This is a genomic window from Sphingomonas cellulosilytica, assembly GCF_052321755.1.
GTDB lineage: Bacteria > Pseudomonadota > Alphaproteobacteria > Sphingomonadales > Sphingomonadaceae > Sphingomonas.
Map to the genome: position 1 here is coordinate 1 of NZ_JBQRTT010000003.1, position 16806 is coordinate 16806.

The 16806-nt window shown below is 69.5% G+C and carries 16 protein-coding genes and 1 pseudogene; 8 read left to right on the plus strand and 9 right to left on the minus strand.

The genetic code is table 11. From position 1 onward, the window contains the following. Both ACTZQ5_RS05385 and ACTZQ5_RS05390 read left to right on the plus strand, forming a co-directional pair. Positions 1-193 (plus strand): annotated as a pseudogene (locus tag ACTZQ5_RS05385) (hypothetical protein); the annotation flags it as partial. A 118-nt stretch (positions 194-311) separates the two neighbouring features. Further along, positions 312-1331, plus strand: a complete 1020-nt coding sequence (locus tag ACTZQ5_RS05390; protein WP_443584142.1) for a glycosyltransferase family 2 protein — start codon at positions 312-314, stop codon at positions 1329-1331. Positions 1332-1537: 206 nt separating this feature from the next. On the opposite strand, the gene ACTZQ5_RS05395 is transcribed toward ACTZQ5_RS05390, so the two are convergent. Together ACTZQ5_RS05395 and ACTZQ5_RS05400 are read right to left on the minus strand one after the other, a co-directional pair. Further along, entirely contained in the window at positions 1538-2266 is a 729-nt protein-coding gene (locus ACTZQ5_RS05395) for a class I SAM-dependent methyltransferase (protein WP_443584143.1), read from the minus strand. Position 2267: 1 nt separating this feature from the next. Then, positions 2268-2699, minus strand: coding sequence for a GtrA family protein (locus ACTZQ5_RS05400; protein ID WP_443584144.1), 432 nt, complete (start codon positions 2697-2699; stop codon positions 2268-2270). Between the two features lie 67 nt (positions 2700-2766). Between ACTZQ5_RS05400 and ACTZQ5_RS05405 the strand changes: the two genes are divergently transcribed. The 3 genes from ACTZQ5_RS05405 (at position 2767) to ACTZQ5_RS05415 (ending at position 7408) form a co-directional block, all read left to right on the plus strand. Beyond that, positions 2767-4539, plus strand: a complete 1773-nt coding sequence (locus ACTZQ5_RS05405) for an AcrB/AcrD/AcrF family protein (RefSeq protein WP_443584505.1) — start codon at positions 2767-2769, stop codon at positions 4537-4539. A gap of 219 nt (positions 4540-4758) precedes the next feature. Beyond that, positions 4759-6090, plus strand: coding sequence for a NupC/NupG family nucleoside CNT transporter (locus tag ACTZQ5_RS05410; protein WP_443584145.1), 1332 nt, complete (start codon positions 4759-4761; stop codon positions 6088-6090). A gap of 7 nt (positions 6091-6097) precedes the next feature. Further along, positions 6098-7408, plus strand: coding sequence for an amino acid permease (locus ACTZQ5_RS05415; protein WP_443584146.1), 1311 nt, complete (start codon positions 6098-6100; stop codon positions 7406-7408). A 47-nt stretch (positions 7409-7455) separates the two neighbouring features. On the opposite strand, the gene ACTZQ5_RS05420 is transcribed toward ACTZQ5_RS05415, so the two are convergent. From ACTZQ5_RS05420 to gluQRS, 7 genes are all read right to left on the minus strand, one after another. Further along, on the minus strand, positions 7456-7602 hold the full coding sequence (locus tag ACTZQ5_RS05420) for a hypothetical protein (RefSeq protein ID WP_443584147.1): 147 nt from the start codon (positions 7600-7602) through the stop codon (positions 7456-7458). An 11-nt stretch (positions 7603-7613) separates the two neighbouring features. Continuing rightward, a complete protein-coding gene (locus ACTZQ5_RS05425; protein WP_443584148.1) occupies positions 7614-8486 on the minus strand; it encodes a 3-hydroxybutyryl-CoA dehydrogenase in 873 nt (290 codons plus the stop codon). A gap of 53 nt (positions 8487-8539) precedes the next feature. Then, complete coding sequence (egtD, locus tag ACTZQ5_RS05430; protein ID WP_443584149.1) at positions 8540-9517, minus strand: L-histidine N(alpha)-methyltransferase; 978 nt, start codon at positions 9515-9517, stop codon at positions 8540-8542. Next, positions 9518-10774 carry an ergothioneine biosynthesis protein EgtB gene (gene egtB, locus ACTZQ5_RS05435; protein ID WP_443584150.1) on the minus strand — a complete coding sequence of 419 codons (1257 nt, stop codon included), beginning with the start codon at positions 10772-10774 and terminating at the stop codon, positions 9518-9520. A gap of 100 nt (positions 10775-10874) precedes the next feature. Beyond that, complete coding sequence (locus ACTZQ5_RS05440) at positions 10875-11423, minus strand: cob(I)yrinic acid a,c-diamide adenosyltransferase (RefSeq protein WP_443584151.1); 549 nt, start codon at positions 11421-11423, stop codon at positions 10875-10877. Positions 11424-11431: 8 nt separating this feature from the next. Continuing rightward, positions 11432-11662 carry a twin transmembrane helix small protein gene (locus tag ACTZQ5_RS05445; protein ID WP_443584152.1) on the minus strand — a complete coding sequence of 77 codons (231 nt, stop codon included), beginning with the start codon at positions 11660-11662 and terminating at the stop codon, positions 11432-11434. 40 nt (positions 11663-11702) lie between these two features. Continuing rightward, positions 11703-12581: a tRNA glutamyl-Q(34) synthetase GluQRS gene (gene gluQRS, locus ACTZQ5_RS05450; RefSeq protein WP_443584153.1), complete on the minus strand. Its 879-nt coding sequence runs from the start codon at positions 12579-12581 to the stop codon at positions 11703-11705. 119 nt (positions 12582-12700) lie between these two features. Here gluQRS and ACTZQ5_RS05455 point away from each other — a divergent pair, with 119 nt between their 5' ends. The 3 genes from ACTZQ5_RS05455 to ppc all read left to right on the plus strand — a co-directional run bounded on the left by ACTZQ5_RS05455 (position 12701) and on the right by ppc (position 16693). After that, entirely contained in the window at positions 12701-13267 is a 567-nt protein-coding gene (locus ACTZQ5_RS05455) for an HNH endonuclease (RefSeq protein ID WP_443584154.1), read from the plus strand. Between the two features lie 19 nt (positions 13268-13286). Continuing rightward, the gene (locus ACTZQ5_RS05460; protein WP_443584155.1) at positions 13287-13739 is read left to right on the plus strand and encodes an EF-hand domain-containing protein; all 453 of its coding nucleotides are present in this window, start codon (positions 13287-13289) and stop codon (positions 13737-13739) included. A gap of 269 nt (positions 13740-14008) precedes the next feature. Continuing rightward, positions 14009-16693 carry a phosphoenolpyruvate carboxylase gene (gene ppc / locus ACTZQ5_RS05465; RefSeq protein WP_443584156.1) on the plus strand — a complete coding sequence of 895 codons (2685 nt, stop codon included), beginning with the start codon at positions 14009-14011 and terminating at the stop codon, positions 16691-16693. Positions 16694-16806: the final 113 nt, after the last annotated feature.

Genomic DNA, 16806 nt, shown 5'->3' on the forward strand with positions numbered 1-16806 from the left:
CGGCGGCAGACCCGGCGTCAAGCACACCATGTTCATGGCCGCCCTCACCGCCGCACGCCGCCACCCCGACCTCAACGCCTTCTATCGCCGCCTCCTCGCCAACGGCAAAAAACCCATCGTCGCCACCGTCGCCGTCATGCGAAAACTCATCGTCATCGCCAACGCCAGGCTCAGAGACGCAGCCATCTTCTGAGTTGATGACGGAGGCAGGTGTTGCGAGGGTCCTGCCTCACCGCAGACGCCCCTCCCCTTCCAAACCCCACACGTTACGTATGGATGACGGCCGCGGCAGGCGCTAAAGGTCGCGTCCCATGTATCGTCCCGCGCTGTCCGTCGTCATCCCCTGCTACAACGAGGCCGCGTGCCTCGACCTGCTGCACGCGCGGGTCGCGGCGGCGGCGCGCGCCGCGGTCGGCGACGATCACGAGATCGTGCTCATCAACGACGGCAGCCGCGACGACAGCTGGGCGGTGATGCAGCGCCTGTCCGCGCAGGACCCGCGGCTGGTGGCGATCAACCTGTCGCGCAACCACGGCCACCAGCTGGCACTGACCGCGGGGCTCGACCTGTGCTCGGGCGAACAGATCCTCATCATCGATGCGGACCTCCAGGACCCGCCCGAACTGCTCGCCGACATGCGCGCGACCATGGCGGCGCAACAGGCCGACGTCGTCTACGCCGTCCGCCGCAAGCGCGAGGGCGAGACGATCTTCAAGAAGGCGACCGCCGCCGCCTTCTACCGCGTGCTCGACCGGGTCACCGACACGCCGATCCCGCTCGACACCGGCGATTTCCGGCTGATGAGCCGCCGCGCATTGGATGCGTTGCTGTCGCTGCCCGAACAGGCGCGCTTCATCCGCGGCATGGTCGCCTGGGTCGGCTTCCGCCAGGTCCCCTTCCCCTACGATCGCGCCGAACGCCATGCGGGCGAGACCAACTACCCGCTCGGCAAGATGGTGCGCCTCGCCTTCGACGCGGTCACCGGCTTCTCCACCGCGCCGCTGCGGTTCGCCAGCCATGCCTCGGTGATCCTGGCGGGCGCGTCGCTGCTGCTGCTGTTCTACATCCTGTGGGGCTTCTTCGAAGGTTCGCCGGTGCAGGGCTGGACCTCGACCATGCTCGTGGTGACGGTATTGTCCGCCGTGCAGATGTTCGTGCTCGGCATGATCGGCGAATATCTCGGCCGGCTGTATATCGAATCGAAGCGGCGGCCGCTGTATCTGGTCGCCGACATCGCCGGCCCGGTGAAGGGCCATTCGACGCTCGGCTTCAACGCCGCGGAACCCTCGCCGGAGTTCGAGGTGGCGGACGGCCGCAAGGCGGCGGAGTGATTGTCATTCCTCCCCCGCCAGGGCGCATCGGGTTGAACAGCCCCCGGCCGTTCAAGATCATGCCGGGGGCATGATCGACCCGAAGCGGTGGCCGCCGCAGGCGGTCGGAGGGGGAGGTAAGCGGCACACGTCGTGCTTGTGGAGACGCCCCCTCCACCATTCGCTACGCGAATGGTCCCCCTCCCCCGGCTGCGCCGAGGGAGGACTTAGGCGGGCTCCGCCAGCGTGACGATCGATACCCCCGGCGTCAGCGGCACGCGCCCGACGGCGTGGCGCTCCAGCCGGAAGATCGTCTCGAACAGCGCATTCAGCGGCTTGGCCGGCGGCGAATCGTCGCTGTCGTCGCGCCCGGTCAGCCGCCCGGCGATCCGCGCCGCCGCGGCGAGCGGGAACAGCAGCGAATTGAAATAGGTGAGCTTGGCGGGCTTCAGCCCCGCCGCGTCGATCGCCCTCGCCAGGCTCGCCTTCGAATAGCGGCGGTGGTGGTGGTTCACCACGTCGTGTGCGCTCCACATCCACTGGTGCGCCGGCACCGCGATCAGGATCTTGCCGCCGGGTTTGAGCAGGCTCGCCATCCCCTTCAGCGCGGCGACGTCGTCCTCGATATGCTCGACCACGTCGAGCACCGCGACGAGATCGTAGGCGCCGCGCGCCACGCCGGGCAGGTCGGGCAATGGCGCATCGCCGACCGGCTTGCCGAGCCGCTCGCTTGCGATTGCGCGGGCGGCGGGATCGATCTCGATCGCGTCGACCTCGCCGAACCGCTCGAGCATCGGCAGGTTGTGGCCGGTGCCGCAGCCGATCTCCAGGATGCGCGCGCCCTTGGGCATCTTGCCGTAGCGGGTCAGATAGTCGCTCAGGATGTCGCGGCGCGCGCGATACCACCAATGGGTGGAATCATAGGCGGCCATGCGGTCGTAGACGATGCGGTCCATGTTAAGCGAACACCAGCCAGCGATTGAGGATGAAGGTGAGGATCGTCGCCAGCGCGATCGCCGGCAGCAGCGGCGCCCAGGCGGGCAGGCCGAACTGCGCGGTGCCGATCCAGGTGATGAGCGCGTTCAGCGCCATGCCCGATCCCTGCACGCCGACGAACTGCACCTGTTGCCGCATGCCCGGATGGCGGACCCCGTGGCCCTTGAAGCTCCAGCGGCTGTGCAGGAAGAAGCCCGCCGTCACCGCGACGACGAAGGCGAACGGCACCGCATAGACCGCATGGTCGCGCGGGAAGACCCAGGTGGTCAGCGGCAGGTACACCGCCGAATAGATCAGCGTCGACAGGCCGCCGGCGATGCCGAAGCGCAGGATCTGCCCGCGCATGTCGTTGCCCTGCACGACGTCCAACAGTGCCGATACTTCCCTCGCCATCACGCTCGCCCTAAAGGGAATGACGCGGGAGCGAAACGGGCAATTGGGGTCTGAAGGCTTGAACAGCATAGCACGCGGTCGGCTGGCCGAGGAACTCGACCGGCGCTGGATCGCGCTCACCCTCATCGCCTGGGTGGCGGTGGCCGTCTGGTACGTGTGGAGCGACTGGAACCTGGTCCGCTGGCTGTCGCTCGGCGACACCGACGACAACATGCGGCTGATGCAGGTGCGCGCCTGGCTGGCGGGGCAGCCGTGGTACGACCTGCGCAATTACCGGCTCAACCCGCCGGCGGGCTTCGACATCCACTGGAGCCGCATCGTCGACCTGCCGATCGCCGGCCTGATCCTGTTCTTCCGCCTGTTCACCAGCAACTTTTGGGCGGAGCGGCTGGCGTGCGGCATCGCGCCGCTGATCCCGCTGTCGATCGCCATGCTCGGCGTCGGTGCCACCGTGCGGCGACTGATCCATCCCTTGAGCTGGCCGCTCGCCATCGTCTTCCTGCTCGGCACGTCGGCGACGATGCTGATGTTCCTGCCCGAACGGATCGACCACCACGGCTGGCAACTGGCGATGCTGAGCCTCACCGTCGCCGGCCTGTGCGATAGCCGCGGGGTCCGCGGCGGGCTGATGGTCGGCCTCGCTAGCGCGGTCAGCCTCGCCATCGGGCTGGAGATGCTGCCCTATTGCGCGATGGCCGGCGCGATCCTGGCCTTGCGCTGGGTCTGGGACCGGGCGGAGGCGACGCGCCTTGCCGCTTATGCCCTCAGCCTCGGCGGCGGCAGTGCGATCGGCTTTGCCGCCTTCGCCTCCAACGCCAATTACGCGATGCGCTGCGATGCGCTGACGCCGGTGTGGCTCAGCGTCTGCATCGCGGCAGGCGCGCTGCTGTTCCTGCTCGCCCGGCTCAACCCCGCATCGCGCGGTGTCCGCATCGGCCTGGCGCTGCTCGCCGGTGCGGCGATCGTCGCGGGCTTCGTTCACTTCTTCCCGCAATGCCTCGGCCGGCCGGAGGGCGTCTCGCCCGAGTTGCAGAAGAACTGGCTCGACAACGTCCGCGAGGCCAAGCCGATCTACAAACACCCCTTCCGCCTCGGCTTTCCGATAGCGGCGCTGCCGATCGTCGGCGTGCTGGGCGTGATCGTCGGCACCTGGCGCGCGCGGCGCACTCGCGCGCTGATCGGCTGGAGCGCGGTGGCGCTGTTCGTCACCTTCGCCTGCCTGATGCTGCTGTGGCAGGTGCGCGCCGGCCCCGCCGCGCAGCTGCTCGCGGTGCCGGGCGCGACGCTGCTCGGCTGGATCGTGCTGCCCTGGCTGCTCAACCACCGTTCGATGCCGGTGCGCGTCGGCGGCACGGTGGCGGCGTTCCTGCTCGTCTCCGGCCTGTTCGCCGGGCTCATCATCAAATACCTGCCGGTCGACCGGCCCAACGCCTATACCAAGCGCGTCAACGGCGCGACCGGCAGCTGCGTGCGCTACACCGTGCTGAAGGCGCTGGACCGGTATCCGGCGCAGACCGTCTTCACCTTCGTCGACCTCGGGCCGCGGCTCATCACCGTGACGCATCACGATGCCATTGCCGGGCCGTACCATCGCAACGGCGCCGCGATCCTCGACGTGCAGCATGCCTTCGGCGGCAGCGCGGATCAGGCGCATGCCATCGTCCGCCGCCATGGCGCTACGCTGCTGCTCGTCTGCCCCAACCATTCGGAATCGACCAACTATCGCGCGCGCAACCCCGGCGGCTTCTACGACCAGTTGGCGCATGGCGAGGTGCCGGCATGGCTCACCCCGCTGCCGCTACCGCGTAATTCGCCATTGCGACTGTTCAAGGTGGATTGACGCAAGGCTCCCAATCCACCCGTTCGTGCCGAGCGTGTCGCAGCACGGGTCAGTCCCAAGCCTTCCGTCAGGCCCAGGGTCAACGGGGAGGTTGCCGCTCTTCCGGCGATCGGCAACCCGCCGTCCCGGCAAACTCCAGACTGGCCACGCAAAAAACCACGTGTATGCTGGCGCGCGCGCTGCCGGGGGGCCGCGTGCTCCTTTCCCGCAGGTTCTTCGATGCATCGTATCCTGATCGGCGTTGCCGGCATCCTCGTCATTCTCGGCCTCGCCTTCGCGCTGTCCACCGATCGCCGCGCGATCCGGCTGCGCGTCGTTGGCGCGGCCTTCGCGCTGCAGGCGCTGATCGCGACGATGGTGCTCTATTGGGGGCCGGGCCGGGCCGCGTTGGCCGGCGCCTCGGCCGGCGTGTCGGCGCTGCTCGGCTATTCGCAACGCGGCACCGAATTCCTGTTCGGCAAGCTCGCCAGCCCCGAGATCGGCGGCCAGAGCTTCGCGATCGCCGCCCTTCCCGTCATCATCTTCTTCGCCAGCCTCGTCTCGATCCTCTATTATCTCGGCGTCATGCAATTGGTGGTGCGCTGGGTCGGTGGCGCGATCGAGCGGGTGATCGGCACCTCCAAGGTCGAATCGCTCTGCGCGGCGGCGAACATCTTCGTCGGCCAGTCCGAATCGCCGCTCGTCATCCGCCCCTATCTCGCCGGGCTCACGCCGCCGCAGCTGTTCACCGTGATGACCAGCGGCATGGCGGGCGTCGCCGGCACCATCCTCGCCGCTTATGCCTCGATGGGCATCCGCATCGAATATCTGCTCGCCGCGAGCTTCATGGCGGCCCCCGGCGGCATCCTGATGGCCAAGATCATCATGCCCGACCGCAGCGTCGCACCCGAAGGCGAACTGCCGCTGGGCGACCTGCCCGACGAGAACCGCCAGATCCACCTCGCCGAAAGCCGGATCAGCGGCGCCGGCCCCGCCGCGCTGCTCCCCGAAGGCACGCCGGGCGAACCGCTGCCCGAAGCGACGCACGACGAGGAAAAGCCCGCCAACCTCATCATGGCCGCCGCGCAAGGCGCGCAGACCGGCGTGCGCCTCGCCGTCGCGGTCGGCGCGATGGTGCTCGCGTTCGTCGCGCTGGTCGCGCTCGCCAACGGCCTGCTCGCCGGCTTGGGCGGCCTCGTCGGCCTGCCCGGCCTCAGCTTCCAGGCGCTGCTCGGCTACGTCTTCCAGCCGGTCATGTTCCTGCTCAACGTGCCGTGGGACGAGGCGGGGATCGCCGGCGGCCTGTTCGGCGAAAAGATCGTGCTCAACGAATTCGTCGCCTATATCGATCTGGGCAAGCAGACCGGCCTGTCGCACCAGACGGTGGCGGTGGTCACCTTCGCGCTGTGCGGCTTCGCCAATTTCTCGTCGATCGCGATCCAGATGGCGGTCACCGGCAGCCTCGCGCCCAACCAGCGGCCGATGATCGCCAAGCTCGGCCTGCGCGCGCTCGCGGCGGGCAGCCTCGCCAATCTGATGTCGGCGGCGCTCGCCGGGCTGCTGATCGGCTGATCCCGCGATGACCGGTCTCAAGCGGACATTGGGACCGGGCCAGCTGGCGATGATCGCCATCGGCGGCGCGGTCGGCACCGGGCTGTTCCTCGGCAGCGGCTTCGCGATCGGCCTCGCCGGGCCGGCGGTGCTGGTCAGCTATGCCATCGCCGGGCTCATCACGCTGGCGCTGATGGGCTGCCTCGCCGAGATGACCGTCGCAGACCCCGCCACGGGATCGTTCGGGCTGTTCGCCGAACGCTACCTCGGCCGCTTCGCCGGCTTCCTGGTCCGCTACGCCTATGTCGCCTGCATCATCCTGGCGATCGGGACGGAGGTGACCGCGGTCGCCGTCTACATGCGCTACTGGGCGCCGGACGTGCCGGGGCTGTGGTGGATCGCCGGCTTCGGCCTTGCCCTGCTGGCGGTGAACGGCGCCAGCGTCCGGCTGTTCGGCGCAGTCGAATACGTCTTTTCGGCGGTGAAGATCGCCGCGATCGTGGCGTTCATCGCGATCGGCCTGTGGGTGATCGCGCGCAGCGGCATCGGCCTCACCCACTACACCGCGCACGGCGGCTTCGCGCCCCACGGCATCGGCGGCGTCTGGACCGCGGTGATCGTCGCGATCTTCAGCTATCTCAGCATCGAGATGATCGCCGTCGCCGCCGGCGAAGCCCGCGATCCCGAACGCGCGATCGTCCGCGCCTTCCGCTCGACGATGCTGCGGCTCGCGCTCTTCTATCTCGGCAGCCTGGCGGTGATGCTGGCGCTGGTGCCCTGGACCGCGGCGGGCACCGCGACCAGCCCGTTCGTCACCGTGATGCAGGCGACCGGCGTGCCCTATGCCGCCGGGATCATCAACGCGGTGGTGCTGATCGCGGCACTGTCGGCGATGAACAGCCAGCTCTACACCGCCTCGCGCATGCTGTTCAGCCTCGCGGAAAGCGGCCTCGCACCGGCAGCGCTGGCGCGGGTCAGCGCACGCGGGGTGCCGATTGCGGCGCTGTTGGTGTCGGCAGCGGGGATCGCGGTCGCAGCGGGCGTCTACGCGTGGCGGCCGGAGGCGGCGTTCGGGGTGATGATCGCCATCTCGATCTTCGGCGCGCTGTTCACCTGGGGGATGATCTTCGTCACCCATCTCGCTTTCCGCCGCCGCCACGGGCCGCCGCCGGGCTTCCGGCTGTGGGGCTATCCCTGGACCAGCCTCGCCGGGGCCGGCGCGATCCTCGCGATCCTGCTGACGACGCCGTTCACCACCGCGTTCGCGGCGACGCTGGTCTATGGCCTGCCGTTCCTGGCGGTGCTGGCGCTCGTGTATGCGGTGCGTTACCGCTCCTGATCGTCATCCCGGCCTTCGCCGGGATGACGGTTGAGAGCGGGACGCCCCTACTCCCCCGTCCGCGTCTTCACCTTGTTGGGCAGGTCCTTGCCCTTCGTCCGGCGCGAGGGCAGCTGCACCGGGTTCTTCTTCTTCCATTCCTTGAACGTCATCGGCCCCTCGGGCGTCTCGACGATCGTATCGTCCAGGCTCATCGCGCGTCTCCTCAGCGGGTCGGCTCCGGCGTCGCGCCGCTGTAATCGTAGAAGCCGCGGCCGGTCTTGCGGCCGAACCATCCCGCTTCGACATATTTCACCAGCAGCGGCGCCGGGCGGAACTTGGGATCGCCCGTCCCTTCGAACAACACGCGCGTGATCTCCAGGCAGGTGTCGAGGCCGATGAAGTCGGCCAGCGTCAGCGGCCCCATCGGGTGGTTGAGCCCCAGCTGGCAGGCGAGATCGATATCCCGGATCGTCGCGACGCCTTCACCCAACGCAAAGATCGCCTCGTTGATCATCGGCATCAGCACGCGGTTGACGATGAAGCCCGGCGCGTCGTTGGCGCGCACCACCGCCTTGCCCAGCCGCTCGGCATAGCCTTCGATCCCCGCGACGGTCGCATCGGACGTGGCGAGCCCGCGGATCACCTCGATCAGGCCCATCACCGGCACCGGATTGAAGAAGTGCACGCCGATGAAGCGCGCCGGATCGGGCGTCGCCTGCGCCAGCCGCGTGATCGGGATCGACGAGGTGTTGGAGGCGAGGATCGCGTCCGGCGCCAGCACCTTGCCGACATCGCCGAAGATCGCGCGCTTGATCGCCTCGCGCTCGGTCGCCGCCTCGATCACCAGGCCGCATTCCGCCATCGCTGCGACATCGCCGACCGGCTCGATCCGCCCGAGCGTCGCATCGCGCGTCGCCGCGTCGATCTTCTCCTTCTCCACCGCGCGCGCCAGCAGCCTGGCGATCCCCGCCTTGCCCGCCTCCGCCCGCTCCAGCGACACATCGCTCAGCACCACGCGATAGCCCGCCGCCGCCGACACCTGTGCGATGCCCGCGCCCATCTGGCCCGCACCGATCACGCCCACTGCTTCGCTCACGTCCATCTCCTCGCTCGTTGGACGCGCCATAGCGGCTTTCGATCCTCCGGCAATCAGGGCGCGGGCCGCTCCGCTTGCGCCTCGGCGAGGTAGACGGAGAACAGGCCGTCGGGGTCGGTCCATTCCTTGAGCGGCGTCCACCCGCCCGAGCGCAGCAGGATGCGCGCGTCGCGCGATCCGTATTTGTGGCTGTTCTCGGTATGGATGCTCTCGCCCGCCGCCATCGCGAAGGGCCGGCCATCGACGGAGAAATCGACGTCGCGGCGCGCGACCAGATGCATCTCGATCCGCGCGCGATCGTCGTTCCAGCGCGCCTCGTGCGCGAAGGCGTCGACGGGGATGGTCCCGTCCAGCTCGCGATTGATCCGTTCGAGCAGGTTGAGGTTGAACGCCGCGGTGACGCCCGCCGTGTCGTCATAGGCGGCGACCAGCGTCGCCGGGTCCTTCACCCGGTCCATGCCGATCAGCAGCATCGCGCCCTCCCCCAGCGAGGCGCGCATCGCCCGCAGCAGGTCCACCGCCATCAGCGGGATCATGTTGCCGATCGTCGATCCCGGAAAGAAGCCGAGCTTCGGCGCATCGGCCACCGCTTGCGGCAGCACCAGCGCGCGCATGAAGTCCGCCTCGAACGGCAGCACCAGCAGGTTGGGGAACGCCTGCGACAGCACGCGCGACGATTCGCGCAGGAACGCGCCGGAGATATCGATCGGCACATAGGCCGACGGCTCGGTGCAGCGCAGCAGCACCGGCGTCTTGGTCGACGACCCCGATCCGAACTCGACGACGGCGCGGCCGCGGCCCGCGATCCCCGCGACCTCGGGGCAGATCGTCTCCAGGATCGCCGTCTCGGTCCGCGTCGGGTAATATTCCGGCAGCGCGGTGATATCCTCGAACAGCTCCGATCCACGCCGGTCGTAGAACCAGCGCGCCGGGATCGCGCGCGGGCGGCGCTCCAGCCCGGTCAGCACGTCGGCGCGGAACTGCGGATCGGCCAGGCCCTGCTCGCCGTCCTCGATCTCGGGCTTCGACATTCAGATGTCCTTGGCAAGGCGCACGCCGGTGAACTGCCAGCGCTGGTGCGGATAGAAGAAATTGCGGTAGCTGGCGCGCGCATGGCCGCGCGGTGTGGCGCAGCTGCCCCCGCGCAGCACGAACTGGCCGCTCATGAACTTGCCGTTATATTCGCCGACCGCGCCCTCGACCGGGCGAAAGCCGGGATAGGGGCGATAGGCGCTGCCGGTCCATTCCCACACGTCGCCGAAGAAGGCGGGATCGCCCGCCGCCGCGGGACGCGGCTCGACCGGCCCGGCGCGATCCATCTGGTTGCCGCCCGCCGCGTCATGCGCCTGCGCCGCCGCTTCCCATTCGAATTCGGTCGGCAGCCGCGCACCCGCCCAGGCGGCATAGGCATCCGCCTCGTACAGGCTGACATGCGTCACCGGCGCCGCCGGGTCGATCGGCCGCCGCCCGTCGAGCCCCATCCGCGTCCAGCCGCCGTCCCGCTCTTCCCAATAGAGCGGCGCCGTCACGCCCTCCGCCTTCACCCAGGCCCAGCCGTCCGCCAGCCAATGCCGCGGCTCGCGATAGCCGCCGTCGGCGATGAACGCCGCCCATTCGCCGTTGGTGACGGTGCGGTCGGCGATGCCATGCGACACCAGCAGCGCCTCGTGCCGCGGCCCCTCGCAGTCGAACGCGAAGCCGTCGCCGTCATGGCCGACCGTCACGATGCCGCCCGCCCGCTCGATCCAGCCGATCGGTCCGGGCATCGCCACCGGCACCTTGGGCGCCGCCGGCCACAGCGCCGGCTCCAGCGGGTTCTCGCCGAACAGGTGGAGGATGTCGGTGACCAGCAGTTCCTGGTGCTGCTCCTCGTGGTGGCAGCCCAGCGCCACCAGCTCGCATGCCGCCGCGGGCAGGGCCGGCAGCGCCGCGACCAGCGCCGCGTCGACATGCGCGCGATAGGCACGCACCTCGTCCAGCGTCGGCCGGGCGATCATGCCGCGGCGGTCGCGTGCATGCCGCCGCCCTTCCGCCTCGTAATAGCTGTTGAACAGGAACGGAAAGCGATCGTCGTGCAGCCGGTAATCCGGCACATGGTCGCGCAGCACGAACGTCTCGAAGAACCAGGTGGTATGCGCCAGGTGCCACTTCGCCGGCGAGGCGTCGGGCATCGACTGCACCGTCGCGTCCGCATCGGACAGCGGCGCGGCCAGCGCCAGCGTCAGCCCCCGCACTGCGCGATAGCGTTCGCCAAGCGCATGGGACGGGTCGGGGGCAAGCTTCAACACGACCTATGCTCCCCCCACCATTGATCGAGGTGAAGCGTTTGGCGGCGCAAAGGGTTGCATCCGCACCGCCCTCGGTGCGGAATCGATCAATCGTGACGCGTCAGCGGCTGGCGCCCGGCTGCCACAGCACATCGCCCGCGCCGCGCCCGTTCACCGCACGCGCCGCGACGAACAGCCAGTCGGACAATCGGTTAAGATAGGCAAGCGCCGCGGGGCTCAGCCCCTCGACCGCGGCGGCACTGCGTTCGGCGCGGCGCGCGATTGCGCGGGCGAGGTGCAACGCCGCCGCCGCCGGGTCGCCGCCCGGCAGGATGAAGCTGGTCAGCGGCGCCAGGTCGGCGTTCATCGCGTCGATCTCCGCCTCCAGCCGCGCCACCTGCGCCGGCACGATGCGCAACGCACCGTCGATGCCGGCCGGCGTCGCGATGTCCGCGCCGAGGTCGAACAGATCGTTCTGGATCACCGCCGCCCACGCCGCCGGCTCGCGGGTCCCCAGCAAGCCGATCGCCACGCCCAGCGCGCTGTTCGCCTCGTCGACGTCGCCGATCGCCGCCATGATCGGCGCCGCCTTCGACACGCGCGATCCGTCGACCAGGCCGGTGGTGCCGGCATCGCCGGTGCGGGTATAGATGCGGTTGAGCTTGACCACCCGGCGCGTCAGGTCCGCCCGGCGGCGAACAGGATCACCACCACGATCAGGATGGCGAGCGCCTGGTAGAAGATGCGCATCTGCATCATCCGGTTCGACTTCAGCGAAGCGGCGGATGGCCCTTCGCCGTTCTTCACCTGCGCATGGCTTTCCTGGAGGAAGGCGATGATGCCGCGGACCAGCGAAACCACCGTCGCCAGCATCGCCGCGATCAGCAGAATGATGAGGAAGGTGTTCATGCCGCCAATTTAGGCGTTCGCCGTCGCAAAGCCAATGGGCCTAGGCGCTCGTCGCCGCAAAGCCCAAGGGCAGCCGCCCGGCGCGCAGGCTATCGGCGAGCGCCCGTCCATCCTCGCCCGCGGCGCGCAGGTCGCCGAGCGCGGGCGCACCGTTGCGCTTGGCCAGCCGCGTGCCGTCGGGCCCCAGCAGCAGCGCGTGATGACGATAGACCGGCGTCGGCAGGCCGAGCAGCGCCTGCAGCAGCCGGTGCACGTCGGTGGCGCGCATCAGGTCGCGCCCCCGCACCACATCGGTGACGCCCTGCGCGGCATCGTCGATCGTCACCGCCAGGTGATAGCTCGCCGGCGCATCCTTGCGCGCCAGCACGACATCGCCGAACGCCGCCGGATCGGCGACCTGCGGCCCCGCCGCCAGATCGGTCCAGCCGAGCGGCCCCGCCGCCGCCACGGCCCGATCCATCGCCAGCCGCCACGCATGCGGCACGCCCGCCGCGATCCGGCGCTCCACCTCGGCAGCGCCGAGATGCCGGCACGTTCCGGGATAGACCAGCCCGTCCGGCCCATGATGCGGCGCGCTCGCACTCGCCGCGATATCCGCCCGCGTGCAGAAGCACGGGTAGAGCAGCCCGCCCGCCCGCAGCGTCGCCAGCGCGGCCTCGTACGCTCCGAGTCGCTGCGATTGCCGCACCACCGGCCCGTCCCAGGCCAGCCCCAGCCAGGCGAGATCCTGCATGATCCCCGCGACATGCTCCTCGCGGCTGCGCGTGCCGTCGATATCCTCGATCCGCAGCAGGAAGGTGCCGCCGGCCCCGCCCGCGGCCCCCCGCGCATGGTCATGCGCCCGGATCGCCGCATAGGCATGGCCCAGGTGCAGCGGCCCCGTCGGGCTGGGCGCGAAGCGGGTGACGACGCCGGTCATCCGCCGCGCGCCGTGCGGGGGCTGACGCAGGACGCTTGACCCCGATCGTCCGGCCGTGCTGTCATACCCCCGTCACTCTCGTGGGCGACACGGCCTGCGGGTAATCCGTGGGAGGAGCCGTGTTTCATCCCGATCTGATCCGTCACCCCGACAGTTGTCCGGCGCTCGTCCTCAACGCCGATTACACGCCGCTGTCCTATTATCCCCTCAGCGTCTGGCCGTGGCAGACCGCGATCAAGGCGGTGTTCCTCGACCGGGTCGACATCGTCGCGCATTACGAGCGCGCCGTGCGCAGCCCGAATGCGGAGATCAAGCTGCCTTCGGTCATCGCGCTCAAGCAATATGTCCGCCCCTCGGCCTTTCCCGCCTTCACCCGCTTCAACCTGTTCCTGCGCGATCGCTTCGCCTGCCAATATTGCGGCGTCACCCGCGATCTCACCTTCGACCATGTCGTGCCGCGCGCGCAGGGCGGGCGAACGACGTGGGAGAATGTCGTCACCGCCTGCGCGCCGTGCAACCTCAAGAAGGGCGGGCGCACCCCCAAACAGGCGCACATGCCGCTCTACCTCGAGCCGATCCGCCCGACCAACTGGCAATTGCAGGAACACGGCCGCGCCTTTCCGCCCAACTATCTGCACGACACATGGCATGACTGGCTCTATTGGGACGTCGAGCTCGAGGCGTAGCGACACGGGGAGACAGCATGTGCGTGGCGGATTGATCGTGGCGGCGCTGGGCGGCGCGCTGCTGGCGCTGGGCGCCTGCGGCAAGCAGGAAAACTCCGCGGCAGAGGCGGACGCCACCGTCAATGCGGCCGGCTTCGTGCCGCCGGCGGTGACCAGCCGCGTCGATTTCTCCAGCGCCATGGAACGCCGCTTCCGCACGCTCGACCGTAACGGCGACGACCGGCTCGACCGCACCGAACTGCCGCGGCAGAACAGCCGCCTGATGGCACTCGACCGCAATGGCGACGGCGAGATCAGCATGATCGAATGGAGCGAAGGCACCATCAAGCGCTTCGACCAGATGGACCTCAACCGCGACGGTACCGTCACCTCCGAAGAGGAAAAGGAATGGCGCGCCGGCCGCCGCCCCGCCCCCGCCGCGACCGGCCCCGTCCTCGGCGAGCCGCTGGGCAACCAGGCCGCCGAGAAATAGGACCACCCGATCCTTCCCGGCACGCGTTAACAAAAAGTCCTCCCTCGGCGCAGCCGGGGGAGGGGGACCGCCCGGCGCAGCCGGGTGGTGGAGGGGGCGCCTGCCGCAAATACCACGTCCGCCGCTTACCTCCCCCTCCGTCAGCGCCACCGCGCTGCCACCTCCCCCTGGCGGGGGAGGAGTGAAGCCCTGCCTCGCCAACACCCGCTTTCCCCCGCCCAACGCCATCCCCGGTTGACCGCGCCTCTACCGCAGCGCAGCATGGCGGCATGGCCACCGTCGATCCCGCATCCCTGCCGCCCATCGCCAACAACCCGGACGTCCGCTTCCTCGGCGCCAAGCTCGGCGACGTCATCCGCGCCTATGGCGGCGAGGCGCTGTTCGAGGCGACCGAGACGATCCGCCGCGCCTCCGTCGAGCGCCACCGCGGCCATGGCGACAGCGACGCGGTGCATCGCCAGCTGAGCGACCTCGGCCTCGACGAGACGCTCGATTTCGTGCGCGGCTTCATGCTCTTTTCCATGCTCGCCAACCTGGCCGAGGATCGCCAGGGCATCGCCGCCGAACAGGGCGCCGACGTCGCCGCCGCGCTCGCGACGCTGGAGGCGGAGGGGATCGGCCGCGATCGCGTCCAGCAGCTGCTCGCCCATGCGCTGATCGTCCCCGTGCTCACCGCCCACCCCACCGAGGTGCGGCGCAAGAGCATGATCGACCATCGCAATCGCATCGCCCAGCTGATGCAGCTGAAGGATGCCGGCCGCGAAGAGACGCCGGACGGCGACCGGGTGGAGGATGCGATCACCCGCCAGATCGCGCTGCTCTGGCAGACGCGGGTGCTGCGCCGCGAGCGCCTGTACGTCACCGACGAGGTCGAGACCGCGCTCTCCTACATGCGCGACGTGTTCCTCCCCGCCCTCCCCGCGCTCTACCAGCGCTGGGACCGCGCCTTCGGGGAACGCGTGCCCAGCTTCGTGCGGCCGGGCAGCTGGATCGGCGGCGACCGCGACGGCAATCCGTTCGTCACCGCCGATTCGCTGCGTACCGCGCTCGCCCGCGCCTGCGAGACGGTGCTCGGCTTCTATCTCGACGCGGTGCATGCGCTGGGCGCCGAACTGTCGATCTCGACCCAGCACGTCCCCGTCGACGCCGCGGTCGAGGCGCTGGCGGCGGCGAGCGGCGACACCGCCGAGAGCCGTTCGGATGAGCCCTATCGCCGCGCGCTGTCGGGCATCTACGCGCGCCTCGCCGCGACCCATCAGGCGCTGACCGGCAAGCCCGCCGCCCGCCCCGGCCATCTCACCGGCGATCCCTATCCCGATCCGCAGGCGTTCCGCGCCGATCTCGTCGCCATCGCCCATGGCCTGTCCGCCGCCGGGGCGCTCAAGACCGGCGGCGCGCTCGGCCGCCTGATCCGCGCGGTCGAGACGTTCGGCTTCCATCTCGCGACGCTCGACCTGCGCCAGAACAGCGCCGTCCACGAGCGTGTCGTCGCCGAACTCCTGAAGACCGCCGGGGTCGAGGACGATTACCTGGCGCTCGACGAGGCGGCGCGGGTCACGCTGCTCCGCCGCGAACTCGCCAACGCCCGCCCCCTCGCCAGCCGCTTCACCACCTATTCGGACGAAACCGATTCCGAACTGAAGATCGTCCTCGCCGCGGCGGAGGCGCATGCCAGATACGGCCCGGCCTGCATCACCAACTATATCGTCTCGATGGCGCAGTCGGTGTCCGACCTGCTGGAGATCAACCTGCTGCTGAAGGAGGTCGGCCTCTACCGCGCGGGCGATCCGGCGACCGCCGCGATCATGGCGGTGCCCTTGTTCGAGACCGTCGGCGACCTCGAAGCCGCGCCGGGCATCATGACCGACTGGTTCGCCCTGCCCGAGATCGCCGCCATCGCGCGCGCACGCGGGCATCAGGAGGTGATGATCGGCTATTCGGACAGCAACAAGGACGGCGGTTACCTCACCTCTACCTGGCAGCTGTCCAAGGCATCGACCGCCTTGAAGCCGGTGTTCGAGGCGGCGGGCGTCGGCATGCAGCTGTTCCACGGCCGCGGCGGCGCGGTCGGCCGCGGCGGCGGCTCGGCCTTCGCCGCGATCCGCGCGCAGCCCGCCGGCACCGTGCAGGGCCGCATCCGCATCACCGAACAGGGTGAGGTGATCGCCGCCAAATACGGCACCCGCGACAGCGCGATGACCAATCTGGAGGCGATCGCGTCCGCGACATTGCTCGCCAGCCTCGAACCCGAACGGCTGTCCAATACGGAAAACACGCAATTCGCCGGCGCGATGGATCGGCTGTCCGACACCGCCTTCCACGCCTATCGCGACCTCGTCTACGGCACGGAGGGCTTCCGCACCTTCTTCCGCCAGATGACGCCGATCGGCGAGATCGCGGGGCTCAAGATCGGCAGCCGCCCGGCGAGCCGCAAGAAATCGGACGCGGTCGAGGATCTGCGCGCCATCCCCTGGGTGTTCAGCTGGGCGCAGGCGCGGGTGATGCTGCCCGGCTGGTACGGCGTCGGCCAGGCGCTCGCCGGCTTCGAGGACAAGGCGCTGCTCAAGGAGATGGCAGAGGGCTGGCCGCTGTTCGCCGCCACCCTCGCCAACATGGAGATGGTGCTCGCCAAGTCGGACATCGAGATCGCCGGCCATTACGCCCAGCTGGTCGAGGACGAACGCCTGCGCGAGGCCATCTTCACCCGCATCCGCGACGGCTGGCACCAGACCCACGACGGCCTGCTGGCGATCACCGGCCAGTCGCGCCTGCTCGAAAAGCATCCCGCGCTGGAAGCCTCGATCCGCCTCCGTTTGCCCTATATCGAACCGCTCAACCTCCTCCAGATCGAACTCATGAAGCGCCACCGCGCCGGCGAAGACGACCCCCGCATCGGCGAAGGCATCCTCCTGTCGATCAACGCCGTGGCGACGGCGCTGAGGAACAGCGGGTAATGCAAATCCTCCCCGCTTTGCGGGGAGGGGGACCGCTCGGCGCAGCCGAGTGGTGGAGGGGCAGCCCCAAGCGACAGTCTTGCTTGGCTGCCCCTCCACCCCGCCTCTGCGAG

What these genes read in the sequence shown, in the direction of transcription:
- ACTZQ5_RS05390 (WP_443584142.1), top strand. Translation starts at nt 312, where the DNA reads ATGTATCGTCCCGCGCTGTCCGTCGTCATCCCCTGCTACAACGAGGCC.
- ACTZQ5_RS05395 (WP_443584143.1), bottom strand. Translation starts at nt 2,266, where the DNA reads ATGGACCGCATCGTCTACGACCGCATGGCCGCCTATGATTCCACCCAT.
- ACTZQ5_RS05400 (WP_443584144.1), bottom strand. Translation starts at nt 2,699, where the DNA reads ATGGCGAGGGAAGTATCGGCACTGTTGGACGTCGTGCAGGGCAACGAC.
- ACTZQ5_RS05410 (WP_443584145.1), top strand. Translation starts at nt 4,759, where the DNA reads ATGCATCGTATCCTGATCGGCGTTGCCGGCATCCTCGTCATTCTCGGC.
- ACTZQ5_RS05415 (WP_443584146.1), top strand. Translation starts at nt 6,098, where the DNA reads ATGACCGGTCTCAAGCGGACATTGGGACCGGGCCAGCTGGCGATGATC.
- ACTZQ5_RS05420 (WP_443584147.1), bottom strand. Translation starts at nt 7,602, where the DNA reads ATGAGCCTGGACGATACGATCGTCGAGACGCCCGAGGGGCCGATGACG.
- egtD (WP_443584149.1), bottom strand. Translation starts at nt 9,517, where the DNA reads ATGTCGAAGCCCGAGATCGAGGACGGCGAGCAGGGCCTGGCCGATCCG.
- ACTZQ5_RS05445 (WP_443584152.1), bottom strand. Translation starts at nt 11,662, where the DNA reads ATGAACACCTTCCTCATCATTCTGCTGATCGCGGCGATGCTGGCGACG.
- gluQRS (WP_443584153.1), bottom strand. Translation starts at nt 12,581, where the DNA reads ATGACCGGCGTCGTCACCCGCTTCGCGCCCAGCCCGACGGGGCCGCTG.
- ppc (WP_443584156.1), top strand. Translation starts at nt 14,009, where the DNA reads ATGGCCACCGTCGATCCCGCATCCCTGCCGCCCATCGCCAACAACCCG.